16 protein-coding genes and 1 pseudogene are annotated in these 17,808 nt (G+C 69.0%); 10 read left to right on the top strand and 7 right to left on the bottom strand.

Features of this window, described 5'->3' with window-relative positions; genetic code table 11:
* Positions 1 to 7: 7 nt before the first annotated feature.
* Both ABD912_RS17250 and ABD912_RS17245 read left to right on the top strand, forming a co-directional pair.
* Positions 8 to 607, top strand: coding sequence for a TetR/AcrR family transcriptional regulator (locus ABD912_RS17250; protein WP_345152728.1), 600 nt, complete (start codon positions 8 to 10; stop codon positions 605 to 607).
* A gap of 36 nt (positions 608 to 643) precedes the next feature.
* Positions 644 to 1,108 carry a GNAT family N-acetyltransferase gene (locus ABD912_RS17245; protein WP_345152727.1) on the top strand — a complete coding sequence of 155 codons (465 nt, stop codon included), beginning with the start codon at positions 644 to 646 and terminating at the stop codon, positions 1,106 to 1,108.
* A gap of 89 nt (positions 1,109 to 1,197) precedes the next feature.
* Here the strand turns inward: ABD912_RS17245 and ABD912_RS17240 are convergent, their stop codons facing one another.
* Genes ABD912_RS17240 through pdhA form a run of 3 tightly spaced genes read right to left on the bottom strand, consistent with a single transcriptional unit; the run spans position 1,198 to position 5,283 of the window.
* A complete protein-coding gene (locus ABD912_RS17240; RefSeq protein ID WP_345152725.1) occupies positions 1,198 to 3,024 on the bottom strand; it encodes a 2-oxo acid dehydrogenase subunit E2 in 1,827 nt (608 codons plus the stop codon).
* Complete coding sequence (locus tag ABD912_RS17235; protein ID WP_345152723.1) at positions 3,008 to 4,099, bottom strand: alpha-ketoacid dehydrogenase subunit beta; 1,092 nt, start codon at positions 4,097 to 4,099, stop codon at positions 3,008 to 3,010. The genes ABD912_RS17240 and ABD912_RS17235 overlap by 17 nt, the downstream gene beginning before the upstream one ends.
* Positions 4,096 to 5,283: a pyruvate dehydrogenase (acetyl-transferring) E1 component subunit alpha gene (pdhA, locus tag ABD912_RS17230; RefSeq protein ID WP_345152721.1), complete on the bottom strand. Its 1,188-nt coding sequence runs from the start codon at positions 5,281 to 5,283 to the stop codon at positions 4,096 to 4,098. The genes ABD912_RS17235 and pdhA overlap by 4 nt, the downstream gene beginning before the upstream one ends.
* Before the next feature lie 236 nt (positions 5,284 to 5,519).
* On the opposite strand from pdhA, the gene ABD912_RS17225 reads away from it, so the two are divergent.
* The 4 genes from ABD912_RS17225 to ABD912_RS17210 all read left to right on the top strand — a co-directional run bounded on the left by ABD912_RS17225 (position 5,520) and on the right by ABD912_RS17210 (position 10,878).
* On the top strand, positions 5,520 to 6,296 hold the full coding sequence (locus ABD912_RS17225) for an SDR family NAD(P)-dependent oxidoreductase (RefSeq protein ID WP_345152720.1): 777 nt from the start codon (positions 5,520 to 5,522) through the stop codon (positions 6,294 to 6,296).
* 57 nt (positions 6,297 to 6,353) lie between these two features.
* Positions 6,354 to 7,490 carry an alpha/beta hydrolase family protein gene (locus tag ABD912_RS17220; protein WP_345152719.1) on the top strand — a complete coding sequence of 379 codons (1,137 nt, stop codon included), beginning with the start codon at positions 6,354 to 6,356 and terminating at the stop codon, positions 7,488 to 7,490.
* Positions 7,491 to 7,555: 65 nt separating this feature from the next.
* On the top strand, positions 7,556 to 9,499 hold the full coding sequence (locus tag ABD912_RS17215; RefSeq protein WP_345152718.1) for a flavin-containing monooxygenase: 1,944 nt from the start codon (positions 7,556 to 7,558) through the stop codon (positions 9,497 to 9,499).
* A 44-nt stretch (positions 9,500 to 9,543) separates the two neighbouring features.
* On the top strand, positions 9,544 to 10,878 hold the full coding sequence (locus tag ABD912_RS17210) for an MFS transporter (RefSeq protein WP_345152717.1): 1,335 nt from the start codon (positions 9,544 to 9,546) through the stop codon (positions 10,876 to 10,878).
* A gap of 78 nt (positions 10,879 to 10,956) precedes the next feature.
* Here ABD912_RS17210 and ABD912_RS17205 read toward each other — a convergent pair whose 3' ends face one another.
* The 4 genes and pseudogenes from ABD912_RS17205 to ABD912_RS17195 form a co-directional block, all read right to left on the bottom strand.
* Entirely contained in the window at positions 10,957 to 11,319 is a 363-nt protein-coding gene (locus ABD912_RS17205) for a hypothetical protein (protein ID WP_345152716.1), read from the bottom strand.
* A gap of 12 nt (positions 11,320 to 11,331) precedes the next feature.
* A pseudogene (locus tag ABD912_RS23585) lies at positions 11,332 to 11,529 on the bottom strand (TetR/AcrR family transcriptional regulator); the annotation flags it as partial.
* Positions 11,530 to 11,640: 111 nt separating this feature from the next.
* Positions 11,641 to 13,197 (bottom strand): solute symporter family protein, encoded by a 1,557-nt coding sequence (locus ABD912_RS17200; RefSeq protein ID WP_345152907.1) that lies wholly within the window; start codon positions 13,195 to 13,197, stop codon positions 11,641 to 11,643.
* A 62-nt stretch (positions 13,198 to 13,259) separates the two neighbouring features.
* A complete protein-coding gene (locus ABD912_RS17195; RefSeq protein ID WP_345152715.1) occupies positions 13,260 to 13,661 on the bottom strand; it encodes a DUF485 domain-containing protein in 402 nt (133 codons plus the stop codon).
* 242 nt (positions 13,662 to 13,903) lie between these two features.
* Here ABD912_RS17195 and ABD912_RS17190 point away from each other — a divergent pair, with 242 nt between their 5' ends.
* From ABD912_RS17190 to ABD912_RS17175, 4 genes are all read left to right on the top strand, one after another.
* The gene (locus tag ABD912_RS17190; protein WP_425548096.1) at positions 13,904 to 15,115 is read left to right on the top strand and encodes a sensor histidine kinase; all 1,212 of its coding nucleotides are present in this window, start codon (positions 13,904 to 13,906) and stop codon (positions 15,113 to 15,115) included.
* A gap of 92 nt (positions 15,116 to 15,207) precedes the next feature.
* Positions 15,208 to 15,921, top strand: coding sequence for a LytR/AlgR family response regulator transcription factor (locus ABD912_RS17185; RefSeq protein ID WP_345152714.1), 714 nt, complete (start codon positions 15,208 to 15,210; stop codon positions 15,919 to 15,921).
* Between the two features lie 86 nt (positions 15,922 to 16,007).
* Positions 16,008 to 16,328, top strand: a complete 321-nt coding sequence (locus tag ABD912_RS17180; RefSeq protein ID WP_345152713.1) for a hypothetical protein — start codon at positions 16,008 to 16,010, stop codon at positions 16,326 to 16,328.
* Positions 16,325 to 17,788 (top strand): sodium/solute symporter, encoded by a 1,464-nt coding sequence (locus ABD912_RS17175; protein WP_345152710.1) that lies wholly within the window; start codon positions 16,325 to 16,327, stop codon positions 17,786 to 17,788. Before ABD912_RS17180 ends, ABD912_RS17175 begins: the two co-directional genes overlap by 4 nt.
* Positions 17,789 to 17,808 lie beyond the last annotated feature (20 nt).

Raw genomic sequence — 17,808 nt, 5'->3', positions numbered from 1 at the left:
GGATGCCGTGACGGATGCCGCCGCCGGCCGCAGCCAAGCCAAGCAGGACCGCCGCGCGCTGCTGCTTCGCGAGGCCGCACGGATGTACGCGTTGCATGGCTTCCACGGGGTGCCGATGGAGGACCTCGGGGCCGCGTGCGGGATCAGCGGACCGGCGGTCTACCGCCATTTTCCCGGCAAGTCGGCGGTGCTGGCCGCCCTGCTGGGCGAGGCCAGCAGGCATCTGCTCGACGGCGGACGCGCGGCCGCCGCAGCCGGCGGCGGCGCCGCCATCGTGCTGCGCCGGCTGGTTTCCTTCCACACGGACTTTGCGCTGGGGCACCCCGACGTGATCCGGGTCCAGGAGCGCGACCTGGCCGCGCTCTCCCCCGCGGACGGGCAGCTGGTGCGCGGGCTCCAGCGCGCCTATCTGGGCGTGTGGGCAGAGCAGTTGGTGCGGCTGCGCCCCGGCACGGAGCCCACGGAGGCGTATTTCCAGACCCAGGCGGTGTTCGGCCTGATCAATTCGACCCCGCATTCGGTGCACCGCGGACCGGCCGATCCCGCCCTGCGCAAACGGCTTCTGGAGGGCATGGCATGGGCGGCCTTGTGCGCACCGGTACGCTAGTGTCCAGCACGCCGTCGTGACAGAGAGGTATCAACAGTGAAGCTTCGTCCCGTGGAGCCCGCCGACTTGGACCGCTTCTTCGAATTCCAACAGGATCCGGAAGCAAACCAAATGGCAGCCTTCTCCGCCAAGAACCCTGCCGACCGTGGGGTTTTCAATCTCTATTGGCAGCAGCTCCTGGACGATCCCCAGATCACCGTGCGCACCATTGAGCACGAAGGCGAGGTCGTGGGCTCCGTGTTGGTCTACCCGAACGACGGCTTCCCGGAGATCAGCTTCTGGACCGGCCGGCGCTTCTGGGGCAAGGGCCTGACCACCGCCGCGGTGGACGCGTTCCTGGCCGAATTCAGCGCCCGCCCGATCCGGGCACGCGTGGTCACCGACAACATCGGTTCCAAGAAGATCCTGGAGCGCCGCGGCTTCATCGTGGTCGACGAGGCCGACGGCTTCGCCAATGCCCGCGCCGCGGTCGTCAAGGAATACATCATGGAGCTCGTCTAGCGCGGGGCAGGCCTGCGCTTATCGGCTCGACTGCGGTCGTGGTGCCCCGGATCTCCGGGGCACCACGACCGCAGCTGCTTGTCCGCAGCTCAGAGCATCGCGATGAGCATCGCCGGGTCCGAGAGAATGGTCCCGACGTCGACCAGGAAGCGCGATGCCTCCTCCCCGTCGACCACCCGGTGGTCCACGGACAGGCTCAGCGTCACCACCTCCCGCAGCGCGACCTTCCCGCGGTGTTCCCACGGCCGGCGCGCCACCTGGCCCAGCGCGAGGATCGCCGCCTCCCCCGGGTTGAGGATGGGCGTGCCCGCGTCGACGCCGAAGACCCCCACGTTGGTGATGGTGATGGTGCCGCCGGTGAGGTCGTGCGGCGTGGTGGACCCTGCCCTCGCCGTTTCCGCCAGCTGGGCCAGCGACCGCGCCAGGTCCGCCAGCCCGAGCGCCTGCGCGTCCTTGATGTTCGGCACCAACAGCCCGCGCGGCGTGGCCGCGGCGATGCCGAGGTTCACGTAGTTGAACCTGACGATCTGTCCGGCAGCCTGGTCCCACCGGGCGTTCAGCGCCGGGGTCCGTTCCAGCGCAAGGCACACCGCCTTCGCCGTCAGGGCCAGCGGCGTCGGCTTCGTGTCGGCGAACGCCGGATGTTTGCGCAGCTTCCCCAGCAGTTCCATGCCCGCGGTGGCATCGACGGTGAGGAACTCGGTGATGTGGGGCGCGGTGAACGCGCTGGCGGACACCGCGGCCGCCGTGCGCATCCGCACCCCGTGGATGGGGATCCGTTCTTCGCGCGGACGCCCGCCCAGCGTCCGGGGCTGGGCTTTTTCCGTGGCTGCCTGCGGAGCTTCCGCGGTGGGTGCCGCGGATTGTCCGACGGCAGATCGGCCCGCCGGGGGCGCTCCGGCCTCTGGCCGCCCGGCCGTCGGCTGAGCGGGCCCGCGTTGTTCAGGCTCGGGTCGGCCCGGTGTGGGCGCTGCTTGCGCAGGGGCCGTGCCGCGGGCCGCCGCGTGGTGTGCCGCCTCGATGTCGGCTCGGGTGATCAGTCCGTGCTCACCGGTCCCGCTGACGGTGGAGAGGTCGATGCCGAGGTCGTGGGCCAGTTTGCGCACCGGCGGGGTCGAGCGCGGACGCTCGCCGGGGCTCCCTTCCGATTCCGGGCCTTCCGGGCCGCCGCCCAGATCGGGAGCGCGGTCGGGGGCATGGTCCCCCCGCAGGTGTTCGGCACTGGCGCGTTCCGTTGGGGATTGGCCGGTTTGCGGCTGCCCTGCGGGGGCCTGCTCCGGAGCGGCTCCCGCTGCCGCAGGCTGGGTCCGGCGTGGCCTCCGCACGGGGTGGCCCGTCGGCTCGGGCTCGGCCCCGTAGCCGACCAGCGTGGGCCTGCGCCGCCCGGGAACGGTGGCGCCGGCCTCGTGCGAAGCACCGCCGGCGCCGGACTCGCCTGTCCCGCCCGCCTCCGTGCCACCTGCCTTACCGCGCGCTGCCTCACCGCGGGCATCAGTACCAACTGCATCAGTACCGCCCCCGCCGGTTCCGTGTTCGGCCTGGGCCGACGGCGTGTCCGCCGTGGTGCTCTCGGTGGCCCCGCCGTCCGCGCTTTCGCCGCCCTGTTCCAAGCCCTCCCGTTCCGCGCCCTCGGGGGCCCCGGCGTCGGGCCCGGAGGCGCCTGCCTCGTCCGGGACGTCGAAGGCGATCAGCGGGCTGCCGACCTCGACCAGCGTGCCCGGGTCGGCGAAGAGTTCGGCCACCGTGCCCGCATAGGGCGAGGGCAGTTCGACGACGGCCTTGGCCGTCTCCACATCCGCCAGGGTCTGGTTCAGGGCAACGGCATCCCCCACCGCGACCCGCCAGGCCACGATTTCCGAATCGGTCAGCCCCTCGCCTAGGTCGGGCAGCCGGAACAGCTTACGCACGGTATTCATCTCCCCCTCCGTTTGCTTCCACGCCATCCCCCTGAACTGTGCTGAATTCAACGCCGCTGAACTCAACGCCGCTGAGCGAGTTCGGGCGGCCCAGCACCCGATCGACGCCGTCGAGGATCCGGTCCAGGTCAGGCTGGTGGTGGCGTTCGGACTTGGCCGGCGGGTACGGGATGTCGAAACCGGTGACCCGCACCGGGGCATGCTCCAGGTACTCGAAGCAGCGCTCGGTGACCGTCGCGGCGATCTCCGCGCCAAGACCGGCGGTGCGCGGAGCCTCGTGCGCAATCACCAGCCGGCCGGTGCGCCGCACCGAGGCCTCCAGCGTGGCCGAGTCCAGCGGGGCCAGCGAGCGCAGGTCGATGACCTCGATGCTGATGCCCTCGTCCGCGGCAGCGGTGGCGGCGTCCAGGGCCGTCTTCACCATCGCCCCGTAGACGACCAGGGTGGCATCGGTGCCCGGGCGCACCACCCGGGCCGTTCCCATGGGCAGGACCCGCGGGTCCGTTGCGGGTTCCGTGTCCAGGTCCACGTCGGCGGTGTCGTGGTAGCGCCGCTTGGGTTCGAAGAACACCACCGGGTCCGGGCAGGCGATGGCCTGCTGGATCATGGTGAAGGCCTCCTGCGGATTGGACGGGCTGACCACGCGCAGCCCCGCGGTGTGGGCGAAGTAGGCCTCGGGGGCTTCGGAGTGGTGCTCCGGGGACCCGATGCCGCCGCCGAACGGGATGCGGATGGTCAGCGGCATCGAGACGTTGCCGCGGGTGCGGTAGTGCAGTTTGGCGACCTGGGCGACGATCTGGTCGAAGGCCGGGTAGACGAAGCCGTCGAACTGGATCTCCACCACCGGGCGGTAGCCGCGGTAGGCGAGCCCGACGGCAGTGCCCACGATGCCGGATTCGGCCAGCGGGGTGTCCAGGACGCGGTGTTCCCCGAAGTCCTTTTGGAGTCCGTCGGTGATGCGGAAGACCCCGCCGAGCCGGCCGATATCCTCCCCCATCAGGACCACCTTGGGATCCCGTTCCATGGCTCGGCGCAGGCCTTCGTTCAGGGCCTTGGCAAACGTGATCCCACTCATCGGGCCACCTCCGTGTCTTGGGCCGCCTGCGGCGCCGCGGCGCCGCTGGGGTTCTCCTCAAGCGCGGCCTTGTCCTCAAATTGGGCCAAGTACAGGGCGTACTCGCGGCGCTCGCGTTCGAGCTGTTCGTGCGGGGTGGCGTAGACGTGATTGAAGAGGTCCAGCGGGCCGGGGTCCGGTATCCGGACCACCTCCCGGCGCAGCCGGGCGGCCATCTCGTCCGCGGCCCGCTGCAGCTGCGCCCGCAGCTCCTCCGCGTCGTGGCCGCGGGAGACCAGGTGCGCCTCCACGCGGGCGATCGGGTCCTTGGCCTTCCACAGGTCCAGTTCGTTGGGGTCGCGGTAGCGGGTGGGATCGTCGGCCGTCGTATGCGGGCCCATGCGGTAGGTCACCGCTTCGATGAAGGCGGGGCCGCTGCCGGAGCGGACCCGGTCCAGCGCGCGCCGGGTCGCGGCAAGGCAGGCCAGCACGTCGTTGCCGTCCACCCGCACCGCGGGGATGCCGAATCCGGCGGCCCGGCCGGCCAGCGGGGCATGGGCCTGGACCCGGACGGGCTCGGAGATGGCCCAGTGGTTGTTCTGGCAGAAGAACAGCACCGGGGCCTGGAAGCTGGCGGCAAAAACGAGGGCCTCGTTGACGTCGCCCTGGCTGGTGGCGCCGTCGCCGAAGTAGGTGATGGTGGCCGTGTCCGAGCCGTCCAGCTTGGTCCCGAGGGCATAGCCGGCCGCGTGCAGGGCCTGCGCCCCGATCACGATCTGCGCCGTGCCCATGCCGAACTTCATCGAATCCCACCCGCACAGCGCCGCACCGCGCCAGAGGCGCAGGACCTCCAGCATGTCCACGCCGCGGCAGTAGGCGACCCCGGTCTCGCGGTAGGAGGGAAAAACGAAGTCGTCCTCCCGCAGCGCCCGCGCGGAGCCGATCTGGGCGGCCTCCTGGCCCAGCAGCGGAGGCCACAGGCCCACCTGGCCCTGGCGCTGCAGGGCCGTGGCCTCGAGGTCGACGCGCCGCACCACGGCCATGTCGGTCAGCAGCCGGACCAGCGCGTCGTCGTCCACGTCGGACACCCAGGGATCGAGGTCCGGGTTCGGGGTCCGTTCGCCGGTGGGCCCGATCAGCCGGAGGACGTCGTCGTCGCTGCCGGGGGCCGGGGTGGGGGAATCGAGTAGGGACACGGTCGGCATCCTTTGCATCGTTGTCCCGTGGACCCCGCCGACCGGTGGGCCGGTCGGTGTCCACGCGGGTCCACGGCGCCGTTGCCGCGGCCTACCCGTGACGATACCCACGGGCCGTGACGGGCACAACCACCGTTTTCCCGGTGGGGGCGGGACGCCACGACAAGGGTTGACTGATTTGTCAGTCAACTCCTACTGTGATCTCACTCACCCCAACGGGCATGCCGAAATGGAAGGAACCAGCCATGACAGATCTTCAGAACCGGGTCATCGTCGTCACCGGAGGAGCGCGAGGGCAGGGGCGTGAGGAAGCCGAACAGCTGGCGGCCGCCGGAGCCTCGGTAGTCGCCGTCGACATCATCGAACCCGACGCCGACCTTCCAGACAACGTCGAGTTCCGCCGCCACGACGTCACGTCTCCCGCCGACTGGACCGACCTGTCGAAGCACATCGGAACCCGGTACGGCGCCCTGTTCGGCCTCGTGAACAACGCCGGGATCGTCGGGTCCCGCGGCAAGGCGGGACGCCTCGAAGACATCACGCTGGATAACTGGAACGACTTGTTCCGCATCAACGCGACCGGGCCCATGCTGGGCATCCAGTCCATGAGCCGGCTAATGACCAGCGGCGGGTCGATCGTCAACATCAGCTCGATCGCCGGCGTCGGCGCGCATTTCACCGCTGGGTACGGGGTCAGCAAGTGGGCGTTGCGGGGCCTCTCGAGGATCGCCAGCATGGAACTGGGCCCCAGGAGCATCCGGGTCAACTCCATCCTGCCCGGATACATCGAGTCCCCGATGCAAAATGCCACCCCCCAACTTTTCATCGACGCCCACCTGAGCCTCATCCCGCTGCAGCGAACCGGGACGCCAAAGGACGTCGCCCCCGTGGTCACCTTCCTCATGTCGGACGCGTCCTCGTGGATCACGGGGGTCGACATTCCGGTCGACGGCGGAGCCGTGGGCCACGTGGGCCTCAAGGTCATCTCGGACGCGATGACCGCGGCCACCAACGGCGCGTGATCCGCCGTCGGGCGATGCCCGCCAACCCAATCACTGGCCCTGTCAAAGGAGACACCCATGGCCCAACCCGACATCCTCAACATCAGCCACCTCGACTACCCGGGCGTTGACGAGACCGAACAGGAAGGTGACGCCGGTGCCGATGCGGCCGCTTTGCGTCAGTTCACGCTCCACCGCCTCATGGCCTACGGCCTGGAGCCCGGTGACGGGCTCCGGCTCCTGGAGTTCGTCGCCGAGGGAAGGTCCTGGCGAAGGACGGCCCTAGCCCTCGCCGCGCAACTTCTGGGCCGCCTCCGGTACGGCGAGGAGGACATGTCGGCCGTGGCGGCCGCGACGCTGCGGCACCGGGCGTCCGCACTCCAGCGGATCAGCCAAACGATGGTCGTCGACAACACCCCGGAGAAGCGGGCCGTCTACGCCGATGCAGCCGAGAACTTCAGGGCGGCCCGCGTCATCGACAAGCGCTACGAACACCTGGTCATCGATACCGCGGGCGGACCCGTGGCCGCGTGGGTCATCAAGCCCGGCAGGACCGGCCCCTCCCCTGTCGTGCTTGTCCACGGCGGCGTCGATGGCTGGTCCATGGACTGGGAGGGGCTCGCCCTTGAACTCGTCGACGAGGGAATGACCGCGGTCGTGATCGACGGCCCCGGCCAAGGCGAGACCCGCTTCACGCACGGCCATTTCCTCACCACCGGCTGGATCGACGCCTACGCCGACATCTGCGCATACCTCCAAAAGCTCGCCGGCAAACAGCCCATTGCCGCCGTCGGCAACAGCATGGCCGCCGGCATCGTGGCCCTGGCCGCCTCCCGGTATCCCGTTTTCTCAGCCGTGTGCAGCAATGGACCGGTGCTGAGCATGGCTGCCCTCCTCGGGCGCCGCACGTATGCCCGCAAGCTCGCTGCGTTCTGTGGCGACGCAGCAGACGACGCGACCGTCCGCGCCGTCTTCGAAAGCATGGAGCTCACTGAGGCGTCGGTGACCCTGGAATGCCCATACCTCCTCCTCCAAGGCTCGGCCGACCCCATGGTTCCGGTCGAGCACGGGGAACGACTTCTTCAGTGGGTCCGCTCGGCCGACAAGCAGATGGTGCTGTTCGAAGGCGGCGAGCACGTCATCAACAGGTATCCGGCGGACAAGCACCACACCATCCGCACATGGCTGTGGAACCGAATGGGGCGGCCAACCTGAGCCGCGACCGGCACCGGCGCACCCGCACCTCCCAAACACCCAAACCCACCAAATCGGAGAGACCCTTGACTTCCCAGATACCCACCGACATCGACATCAACCGCCTCACGGAGATCCTCCGCGGCGGGGAAATTGCGACCGAACTGCTCGTCCTGAGCGAGCTGACCGGCAGCCTCGAGTACGCCGACAAGTGGTCGGGCCACATCACAGGGCCCGCCCCGTGGCAGGAGGACTTCCCTGAAGACGTCGCCGAGCAGATCCGCCACGAGCTCGCCCGGGCGATACTGGCCTCCGACGGAGGTTCGCCCGCCCCGGCCCTGATCGACAAGCTCATCGACCACTGCGCCGGCGCCCCCGTCCAGCCCGCCGAGCACCCCATGATCCTCAAGGAGATGGGAGTGGAACAGGACTCCGTCGAATGGACCGCCGAACGGCCGTCCGCGGCGGACCAGTTCAGCGTCATCGTCATCGGCAGCGGCCCGTCGGGAATCGCCACGGCGATCCGCCTCAAGCACCTGGGCATCCCCTTCGTGGTGCTCGAGGCCTCGGACGACCTGGGCGGGACCTGGCACGTGAACACCTATCCCGGATGTGGCGTCGACATCGCCAGCCACTACTTCTCCTACTCCTTCGCGAAGAATCCCGCATGGAGCCGCTACTACGCCAAGCAACCCGAGATCCTGGCCTACCTGCGGCGGTGCGCCGACGACGCCGACATTCCAAGCCACGTCCGCTTTCGGACCGAAGTCCTCTCGGCCAGCTACGACGAGAACGACTCGACCTGGCTCGTCGAGGCCCGCACCTCCGACGGGAACATCAACCGGTTCCGGGCGAACACCGTCATTAGCGCCACAGGTCTTCTCAGCAGCCCGAAGGTCCCGGACTTCCCCGGCCTTGGCGACTTCGGCGGACACGCCTTCCACGCAGCGCAATGGGACCACTCCGTGTCCCTCGAAGGCAAGAAGGTTGCCCTGGTGGGGACAGGTGCCAGCGGCAACCAGATCGGACCGGCCGTGGCGCCCATCGCCGAATCGCTGACGGTCTTCCAGCGGAGCGCCCACTGGAACATCGGCATCAAGAATTACCTTGAATCCGTTGGCGAGGACGAACGCTGGCTCCTGGCCAATGTCCCCGCCTATGAGCGGTGGTTCCGGGCGCGGACGCTGCTGTCCCAGAACGACGTCAACCGTCCCGCCCAGGTCGTCGACCCCGGATGGGAGTCCACCGACGGATCCATCAGCAAGCTCAATGCGCAGGCACGGGTCGCCCTCACGGAATACATCAAGGACGAGCTCGGCGAACGCCAGGACCTGCTACCCCTCACCGTGCCCGACTACCCTCCCTTCACCAAGCGCATGCTCCGGGACAACGGCTGGTACCGCATGCTCCGCCGCGACAACGTCCACCTGGTTCCCTCCCGGTCCCTCACCTTCGTTCCCGATGGGGTCATCGATGACGAAGGGGTGAAGCACGAGATCGACGTCTGTGTGTTCGCAACCGGCTTCGAGGCCTCCAAGATGCTCGCCACCTACTCCGTCTTCGGCCGCGGCGGCACATCGATTCGCGACGTATGGGGCGACGACGATCCCCGGGCGCACTACGGCATGACCGTCCCCGGCTTCCCCAACTTCTTCATCCTCTACGGCCCGAACACGAACATCGGCACCGGCGGGAGCATCATCTTCCAGGCCGAAACGTGGTCGCGCTACATCGTCGAGTGCATCAAAACGATGATCGAACGCGGCGCCGCATCGATCGAGTGCACCCAGTCGGCCTGCGACGCCTACAACGGCAAGCTCGACGAAAGGCTCGCCGAAATGGTCTGGAGCGTCTCCCCCGGCGGAACCTGGTACAGAAACAGCAAGGGTCGCGTTACCGCCAACATGCCCTGGACGACCTTCGAATACTGGGCCATGACCCAGCGGGTTGGGCTCGAGGACTTCATCCTTACCGGGTCCGACGGCGAGCCGATCGCTGTCCAGGACGCGGTCAGCGCCGCATCCCACTGACCGGCCGAACACCCCACCGTTCCTTTTAGAGAAAGTAGTCGATGATGACTGAAGATCTTCGGGTGCGTGAATCAGTACAGCCAACCCAAAGGTCCGCTGCGCGAGCCTGGCTGGTCACGGTGATGCTTGTCCTCCTGGCCCTGGTCAACTGGGGAGACAAGGCCGTCCTCGGCCTCGTGGCAGTCCCCCTCATGAAGGACCTTGGCATCGGGCCGGCCGAATACGGTCTGTTGGCGAGTTCCCTCTACTTCCTGTTCTCCGCGTCGGCCGTCACGGCAGGCTTCCTGGCCAACCGGATTGCGACGAAGTGGCTCCTCTTCGGCATGGTCGTCATCTGGTCGATCTGCCAGTTCTCCATCTGGCTCGCGCCGACGTTCGCGATGGTCCTTGCCTCCCGGATCCTGCTCGGTTTCGGCGAAGGGCCGTCCGCGGGGCTTTCCTTCCACGCCGCCGCGAAGTGGTTCCGGGACGAAGAACGCAACGTGCCGATAGCCCTCCAGAACGTCGGTGCTTTCGGTGGCATCGCCGTCGCCGCCCCCGGGGTCACCTACGTGGCCACCACATGGGGCTGGCACTGGGCCTTCTTCGCGGTCGGCATCGCGGGTATCGTCTGGCTCGTGGCCTGGCTGTTCATCGGCAAGGAGGGTCCGTACTCGGCTTCGCCGAAAAGCGCAGAGAGCGCCGCCGCCGCAGACTCCGTCCTCGTCGGCTCCTTCCGGGCTCCCTACGGCAAGCTCATGCTCTCCCGGACGTTCATCGGGTGCTGCTGCGTCAGCCTCGCGGCCTACTGGGCCCTAGCGATTGTGTCGGCCTGGCTCCCCACCTATCTGCAGATCGCCCGCGGCTACAGCCCCGCAAGCGCAGCCCAAATCGTCATGGGCGTCTCGCTCTCAGCCATCGTCTTCCTCGTCACCGAGGCCTTCGCGACCAACATCCTCATGAAGAGGGGGGTCGGCACGCGCGTGGCCCGAGGCGTCATGGCAGCGGGAAGCACGGCCGTGGCCGGAGTCTTCATCCTGCTCGGAACCTTCGCCACGGCCGGCACGCTGCAGATCGTCCTTCTCTGCATCGGGTTCGGCCTCGGGCTGGTTACCTTCACCACCGGCGCCGTCATGATCTCGGAGTTCGTCCCCGTCCTCCAGCGCGGGGCCGTCCTCGGCATCTACGTCGCCATCATCACGTCGGCAGGAATCTTCGCCCCGACGATCTTTGGAGGAATCGTCCAGGCCCAAGGATCCACCGAGGCCGGCTACCAGATGGCCCTGACGGTCTCCGGCGTCGTCGTGATCGTCGGAGGGCTCATCGGACTCGTCCTCATCGACCCCAAGCGCGACGCCAACCGGATCTTCAAGCTCATGCGTCCGACCGTATCCGCCTGATCCGCGGAAAGCCCAGCGAGGATGTGCCTGCCGTTGATTCCGCGAGGAAGGAACGGCAGGCACCTTGCTTTTGCGCCCCTAGGACCGGCCGATGATCTCCCTGCCGATCCGGTCGATCTCCTCCTTGTTGAGGTGGAATCCGCTCTGAACCGTTTCTTTGAACATCACCCACCCGAAGTTCAGGCAGATTTCCCGCATGATGTGCGCTTTGGCCTCGATCTCCGGCACTTCCGGGTGCGAGCGCAGGATGGCGTCGAGTTCGTACGTCATCACGGGGTAGGTCCAGCCCATGGCGGCATACGATCGGCCGGAGTCGGCCGAGAAGTTGGCGGCCGCCCTCCACCACAGCTCGTGTCCGTCGATCGGCATCGGGGGGAACGCCTCCGAGCGGTCCACGGTCTTCTCGCGCCACTCGATGTAGGCGGAGGTCAGCTCATTCATGGCGGCAAGGAACAACTGTTCCTTCGAATCGAAATAGTGGTAGATCAACCCATAGTGCACACCCGATTCGGACGCGATGTCCTTCCCCCTGATAGAGCTCGGAGGCCCTTGGGAAAGCAATCGCTGGGTTGCCTCAATCAGCTGTGTACGCGAGTCCTTCTTTTCATCACTTCGAGCCGAAGAGCCCGCCGAGTTTCCCGGCGTCGTCATGCGTTCATGTTACCGACACGTCCGGCGCTCCCCTGCACCGCCCCGCTGCCGGGCCACACACAAAGCGAGGACGACGGCGGCAGTTTCCTGCCGCCGTCGTCCTTGCTCGCGCTAGTGTTCGACCGCCTTCTCCGCGCCGACGCCGGTCAACGAGCGGACCTCCATCTCCGCCTGCTTGATCGGGTCCTCGACGCGCTTGTCCAGCACGGTGCCGATCCAGCCGAGGAAGAACGCCAGCGGGATGGAGACGATGCCGGGGTTCTTCAGCGGGAAGATCGCGAAGTTCGCGTCCGGGATCATCGCGGCCGGGTTGCCGGACATGACCGGGGAGAACACGATCAGGATCAGCGCCGCGGCCAGGCCCCCGTACATCGACCACACCGCACCCTGGGTGCTGAACTTCTTCCAGAACAGGGAGTAGATGATGGTGGGCAGGTTCGCCGAGGCGGCGACCGCGAAGGCCAGCGCCACCAGGAAGGCCACGTTCTGGCCCTGGGCGCCGATGCCGCCGATGATGGCCAGGATGCCGATCACCACCACGGTGCGGCGGGCGACCTTCACCTCCTGCTTAGGGCTGGTCTTGCCCTTGGCGATCACGTTCGCGTAGATGTCGTGGGCGAAGGAGGCCGCGGCGGTGATGGTCAGGCCGGCGACCACCGCGAGGATGGTCGCGAACGCCACCGCGGAGATGACGCCCAGCAGCAGCGGGCCGCCCAGTTCGAAGGCCAACAGCGGCGCGGCCGAGTTCACGCCGCCGGGGGCGGCCTTGATGCGGTCGGCGCCGATCAGGGCGCCGGCCCCGTAGCCGAGCACCAGGGTGAAGAGGTAGAAACCGCCGATGAGCCAGATCGCCCAGACCACCGAACGCCGCGCCTCCTTGGCGGTGGGGACCGTGTAGAAGCGCATCAGCACGTGCGGCAGGCCCGCCGTGCCCAGCACCAGGGCCAGCCCCAGGGAGAGGAAGTCCAGCTTGGTGGTGGCGTTGGCCCCGTACTGCAGGCCCGGGTTCAGGATGGCCTCGGTGCCGGCGGTGGCGACGGCGTCGCCGAGCAGGGCGGAGAAATTGAACCCGTACATGGCCAGGACCCAGATGGTCATGATGAACGCGCCCGTGATCAGCAGGCCAGCCTTGATGATCTGCACCCAAGTGGTGCCCTTCATGCCGCCGACCAGCACGTAGAGGATCATGAGGGCGCCGACCACGGTGATGACCACAGACTGCCCGACCTTGTCGTCGATACCCAGCAGCAGCGAAACGAGTCCGCCGGCGCCGGCCATCTGGGCCAGCAGGTAGAACAGGCACACGGCCAGGGTGCTGGTGGCGGCGGCGATGCGCACCGGGCGCTGCTTGAGGCGGAAGGAGAGCACGTCGGCCATGGTGAACTTGCCGGTGTTGCGCAGCAGTTCGGCGACCAGCAGCAGGGCCACCAGCCAGGCGACCAGGAAGCCGATCGAGTACAGGAACCCGTCGTACCCGTTGATCGCGATGGCGCCGACGATGCCCAGGAAGGACGCGGCGGAGAGGTAGTCTCCGGCGATCGCGGTGCCGTTCTGGCCTCCGGTGAACGAACGCCCGCCGGCGTAGTAGTCGGCCGCAGTCCTGTTGTTGCGGCTGGCCCGCAGCACCACCACCAAGGTGACGCCGACGAACAGGCCGAAGATGAGCATGTTGATCAGCGGGTCGCCGACCTTGGTCGACTCTGCGGCCGCTGCGTTGACGATCAGGGCGTTCACTTGGCGTCCCCTTCCTGCGCGCCCTCCAGGCGCAGGCGGATCGCCGTGGCCTTGGGGTCGAGCTTCTTGTTGGCGAAATGCACGTAGGCGGCGGTGATGGCGAAGGTGGACACGAACTGGAGCAGGCCAAGCACAAGGCCGACGTTGATGTAGCCCCACAGCCTGATGGACATGAACTCCGGGAAGTAGGCGGCGAGGATGACGTAGACGAAGTACCAGACCAGGAAGACCACCGTCATGGGAAAGACGAATCCGCGGTGCGTGCGGCGGAGTTCCTGGAACTCCGGGCTCGCCTGGGTCTCGCGGAAGTCCTCGGCGGTGGGGACGTGGGCGGCGTGCGCGCCATGGCCGCCCGGCGGGACTTCCGGCCGGACGTCGGGAGAGGGGGTGCTGCCCATGGTTCCTCCTAGAACGGGACATCGGCAAAGGTGATGCACATCACCCTCGCTGTTTGGCGGGTCCGTGTGAAGCGACTCACACACACCTTCCGCCCGACGGCGGCGATCGTGCGCCGGGCGGAAAGGACTCCGCGCCGAACGGTGGGCCACGGGCGCCGAACGGCAGGGCCGGCAACGCCGGACGGGCGGGGCCGATCCGGCGAAGGTGCAGGTCCGGTGTCCCCGCTCGCTAGGCTGGCCCCATGATGCCAATGGCCGTGCAGGCCACCCTGATTGCGACGATTGCCGTGGTGGGCATCGCCGTCGTCGCCTTTCTGGCCGCGCGCTGGGCGCGTTCCAGCCGCGACCTGGGGACCGCCGCCGGCAGGGCCACCTTCGAGGCCCTGCACACCGCCTCCCTTGCCGCCCCGCATCTGCGCCGCGGGCTCGCCCCCGAAGGCGCCGCGAAGGCCGCCCGGCACCTGCGTGGGCTGCTCGGGTGCGAAACCCTGGTGGTCACGGACACCGCGCAGGTGCTGGCCACCGACGGCGTGCCGCTCTCTCCCGCGCCCTCCGGCCCCATGGAACTGGCCGCGGCGGCGCTGGCCGCCCGCCACACGGTGGTGCGCCGGCTGCAGCCTGGCCACGCGGTGTTCGCCCCGATCGTCGTCCAGGGCCGCGCGGCCGGCACGGTGGGCGCCTACACCACGGGCGCGGATGCCGCCCAAGTCCGGGCCGTCACCGAGGTCGCCGCCTGGGTCGCCGCGCAGGTGGGACTGGCTGAGCTGGACGAATCCCGCACCCAACTCGCCGAGGCCGAGGTGCGGGCCCTGCGCGCCCAGATCAGCCCGCATTTCATCTACAACAGCCTCAACGCGATCGCCTCCTTCATCAACACCGATCCCCAACGCGCCCGCAACCTGGTGGTCGAGTTCGCCGACTTCACCCGCTACACCTTCCGCCGCCACGGCGACTTCACCACCCTGGCGGAGGAACTGCAGGCGATCGACCGCTACCTGCTGCTGGAGAAGGCGCGCTTCGGCGACCGGATCCGGGTGCGGCTGCAGATCGCCCCGGAGGTCCTGGGTACGCAGATCCCGTTCCTGTCGCTGCAGCCGCTGGTGGAGAACGCCGTCCGGCACGGCCTCGAATCCAAGGCCGGCGGCGGACTGGTGACCATCGCCGCGCACGACAGCGGCAACTACGCCGAGATCACGGTGGAGGACGACGGCGTCGGCATGGACCCGGAAACCCTGCGCTCGGTCCTGGCCGGCACCACCGAGGGTCTGCACGTCGGGCTGCGCAACGTCGACGTGCGGCTGCGCCAGGTCTACGGCGAGGGCCACGGCCTGGTGGTGGACACCGCGCCCGGCGCCGGCACCCTGATCACGCTGCGCGTGCCCAAGACGCGTCCCGAGCACGACGGGGAACGCCCCGGCCCCGCGCCCGAAGCCCGCCGCCTCGCCGGATCCTGAAACCCGGCCGAGGCCCTCGGCTCCTACCGTTCCGGAGCCTCCCGCCCCTCGCTTCGCTCAGGGCGGGGCCCTCGGCTCCTACACTGGGATCCATGATCAACGTGGTGGTTGTGGACGATGAAGTGCCCGCCGTCGAGGAACTTGCCTACCTGCTGTCCCAGGACTCGCGGGTCGGCCGCATACACCGGGCCCTGTCCGGGGCCGAGGCGCTGCGTGCGCTGGAAGAATTCCCCGTGGACGCGCTCTTCCTGGACATCCACATGCCGGCCCTCTCCGGCCTGGACATCGCCCGCGCCGTGTCCCGCTTCAGCCGGCCCCCCGCCGTCGTCTTCGTCACCGCGGACGAGGCCCAGGCGCTCGAGGCGTTCGACCTCGCCGCCGTCGACTACCTGCTCAAGCCGGTCCGCCCCGAACGCCTTGCCGAGTCCGTGCGCCGGCTCTGCGAACTGGTGGACGAGACCACCGAAAAGCCCGAACTCGTCACCGTGGACCAAGGCGGCACCACCCGGCTGATCCGGCGCGACGAGATCCGCTACATCCAGGCCCAGGGCGACTACGCCCGCCTGCACACCGGCGGCCCCAGCTACCTGATCCGGGTCCCGCTGAACGACCTCGAACAGCAGTGGGCATCAGGCTTCGTGCGGATCCACCGGTCCTACCTGGTGGCCATGGACCGGATCGACCGGGTCCGGCTGCAGGGAGGCAAGGCGTCCGTCGTCGTCGAAGGCACGGAGCTGCCCGTGAGCCGGCGCGCCCTGCCGCAGCTGCGCGGACGGCTGGACGCCAACCGGGTGCGCCCGCTGTGACCGGCGGGGAGGACAACCCCGCACCGGAGAGCCCGGCGCCGCCGGAACCCCTGCCGCCACACCCCGCGCCGCCGCCCAGGGTCCGGGTGACCGCACCGGCCGGCGCCCCGCCGCCGCCGCGCGCCAAGGCCCCGGACCCGGCCGCCAACTTCTACGTGCGCTCGCTGGTGCGCTCCCAGCTGCGGCTGGCGCTGTCCGTCGCGCTCGGCTTCCTGGTGGTCCTGGTGGGCCTGGCCCTGCTGCTGGCGCTGTGGCCGGACATCCACCGGCTGCGGCTGTTCACCATACCGCTGCCCTGGATCGCGCTCGGGATCGGCGTGTACCCGCTGCTGCTGGTCACGGCCATCCTCTTCAACCGGGCGGCGGAGCGCAACGAGGCCCGGTACCGAAAGATCGCCCGCCAATGAACACCGCTCTGTCGCTGGCCGCCATTGCCGCAGTCTGCGCCGCCACCGCCCTGATCGCCATCAACGGGCTGCGGATTTCCCGTACCACCGACGACTTCTACGTCGCCTCGCGCACCGTCCGCCCCTGGTGGAACGCCTCGGCCATCGGCGGCGAATACCTCTCCGCGGCCAGCTTTCTCGGCGTCGCCGGGCTGATCGTGCTCGCCGGCCAGGACGCGCTGTGGTTTCCCATCGGCTACACCGCCGGCTACCTGATGCTGCTGCTCTTCGTTGCCGCCCCGCTGCGCCGCTCCGGCGCCTATACGCTGCCGGACTTCGCGCAGATCCGCCTCGGGGGCCGGACCGCCCGGACCACCACCGGCGCCCTGGTTGTCGTGGTGGGCTGGCTCTACATCGTCCCGCAGTTGCATGGGGCCGCGCTGGCGCTGGAGATCGCCGCCGGGGCGCCCGGCTGGGTCGGCGCGGGCCTGGTCATGACCGTGGTGTGCGTAACCGTGCTCTCCGGCGGCATGCGCTCGATCACCTTTGTCCAGGCCTTCCAGTACTGGCTCAAGCTGGTGTCCCTGGCGGTGCCGCTGGTGTTCGTGCTGCTGCGCCTGGGAGCCGAGGGCATCTCCCCCACCGCGGAGGGCGCGGCCTTCGGGCCGGGGCCAGCGACGGGGGCCGGGTTCGGGCTCTACGGCACGATCTCCCTGATCCTGGCCCTGCTGCTGGGCACGTTGGGCCTGCCCCACGTGCTGGTGCGCTTCTACACCAACCCGGACGGGCCCTCCGCGCGGCGCACCACGGTGCTCGTGGTGGGGTTGCTCTCCCTCTTTTACCTCCTGCCGATCGCCTTCGGCATCCTGGGCCGGACCTTCGCCACCGACCTGCCGGACGCCGGAACCGCCGACGCGACGGTGCTGCTGGTGCCCGAGCGCATCCTCGGCGGGATGGCCGGTGACCTGCTCGGGGCCCTGGTGCTGGGAGGGGCCTTCGCGTCGTTCCTGTCCACGTCCTCGGGCCTGGTGGTTTCGGTGGCCGGGGTGATCAGCCAAGGCCTGTTCCACGGCACCGTGCGCGGTTTCCGCATCGCCACCGTCCTGTCCTGCACGGTGCCCCTGGCCCTGGCCCTGGTCAGCGGCAGCAACGCGCTGGCCGGTTCCGTGGGCGCGGTGTTCGCGTTCACCGCCTCCACGCTTTGCCCGTTGCTGCTGCTCGGCATCTGGTGGCGCGGGCTGACCTCCGCCGGCGCCGTGGCCGGCATGGTGAGCGGTGCGATCGCCTGCGGCACGGCGCTGCTCTCCGCGGCCGCGTTCCCCGACCTGCCTCCGCTGGCCGAGGACCTGTTCTCCCAGCCTGCCGCCTGGACCGTTCCGCTGGCCTTCGCCGTGATGGTCGGCGTCTCCCTGAGCACCCGGGCGCGCGGCGAGGAGGCCATCGACCGCGTCATGGCGCGGCTGCACACCCCCGAACGCTAGCGCGAAAAAAGGCGACGCCG

Origin of the sequence: Arthrobacter ginkgonis (assembly GCF_039540195.1) — a bacterium.
Lineage (GTDB): Bacteria > Actinomycetota > Actinomycetes > Actinomycetales > Micrococcaceae > Zafaria > Zafaria ginkgonis.
Note: the sequence above shows the minus strand (reverse complement) of the source record. Positions and strands in the feature narration are given on the sequence as shown.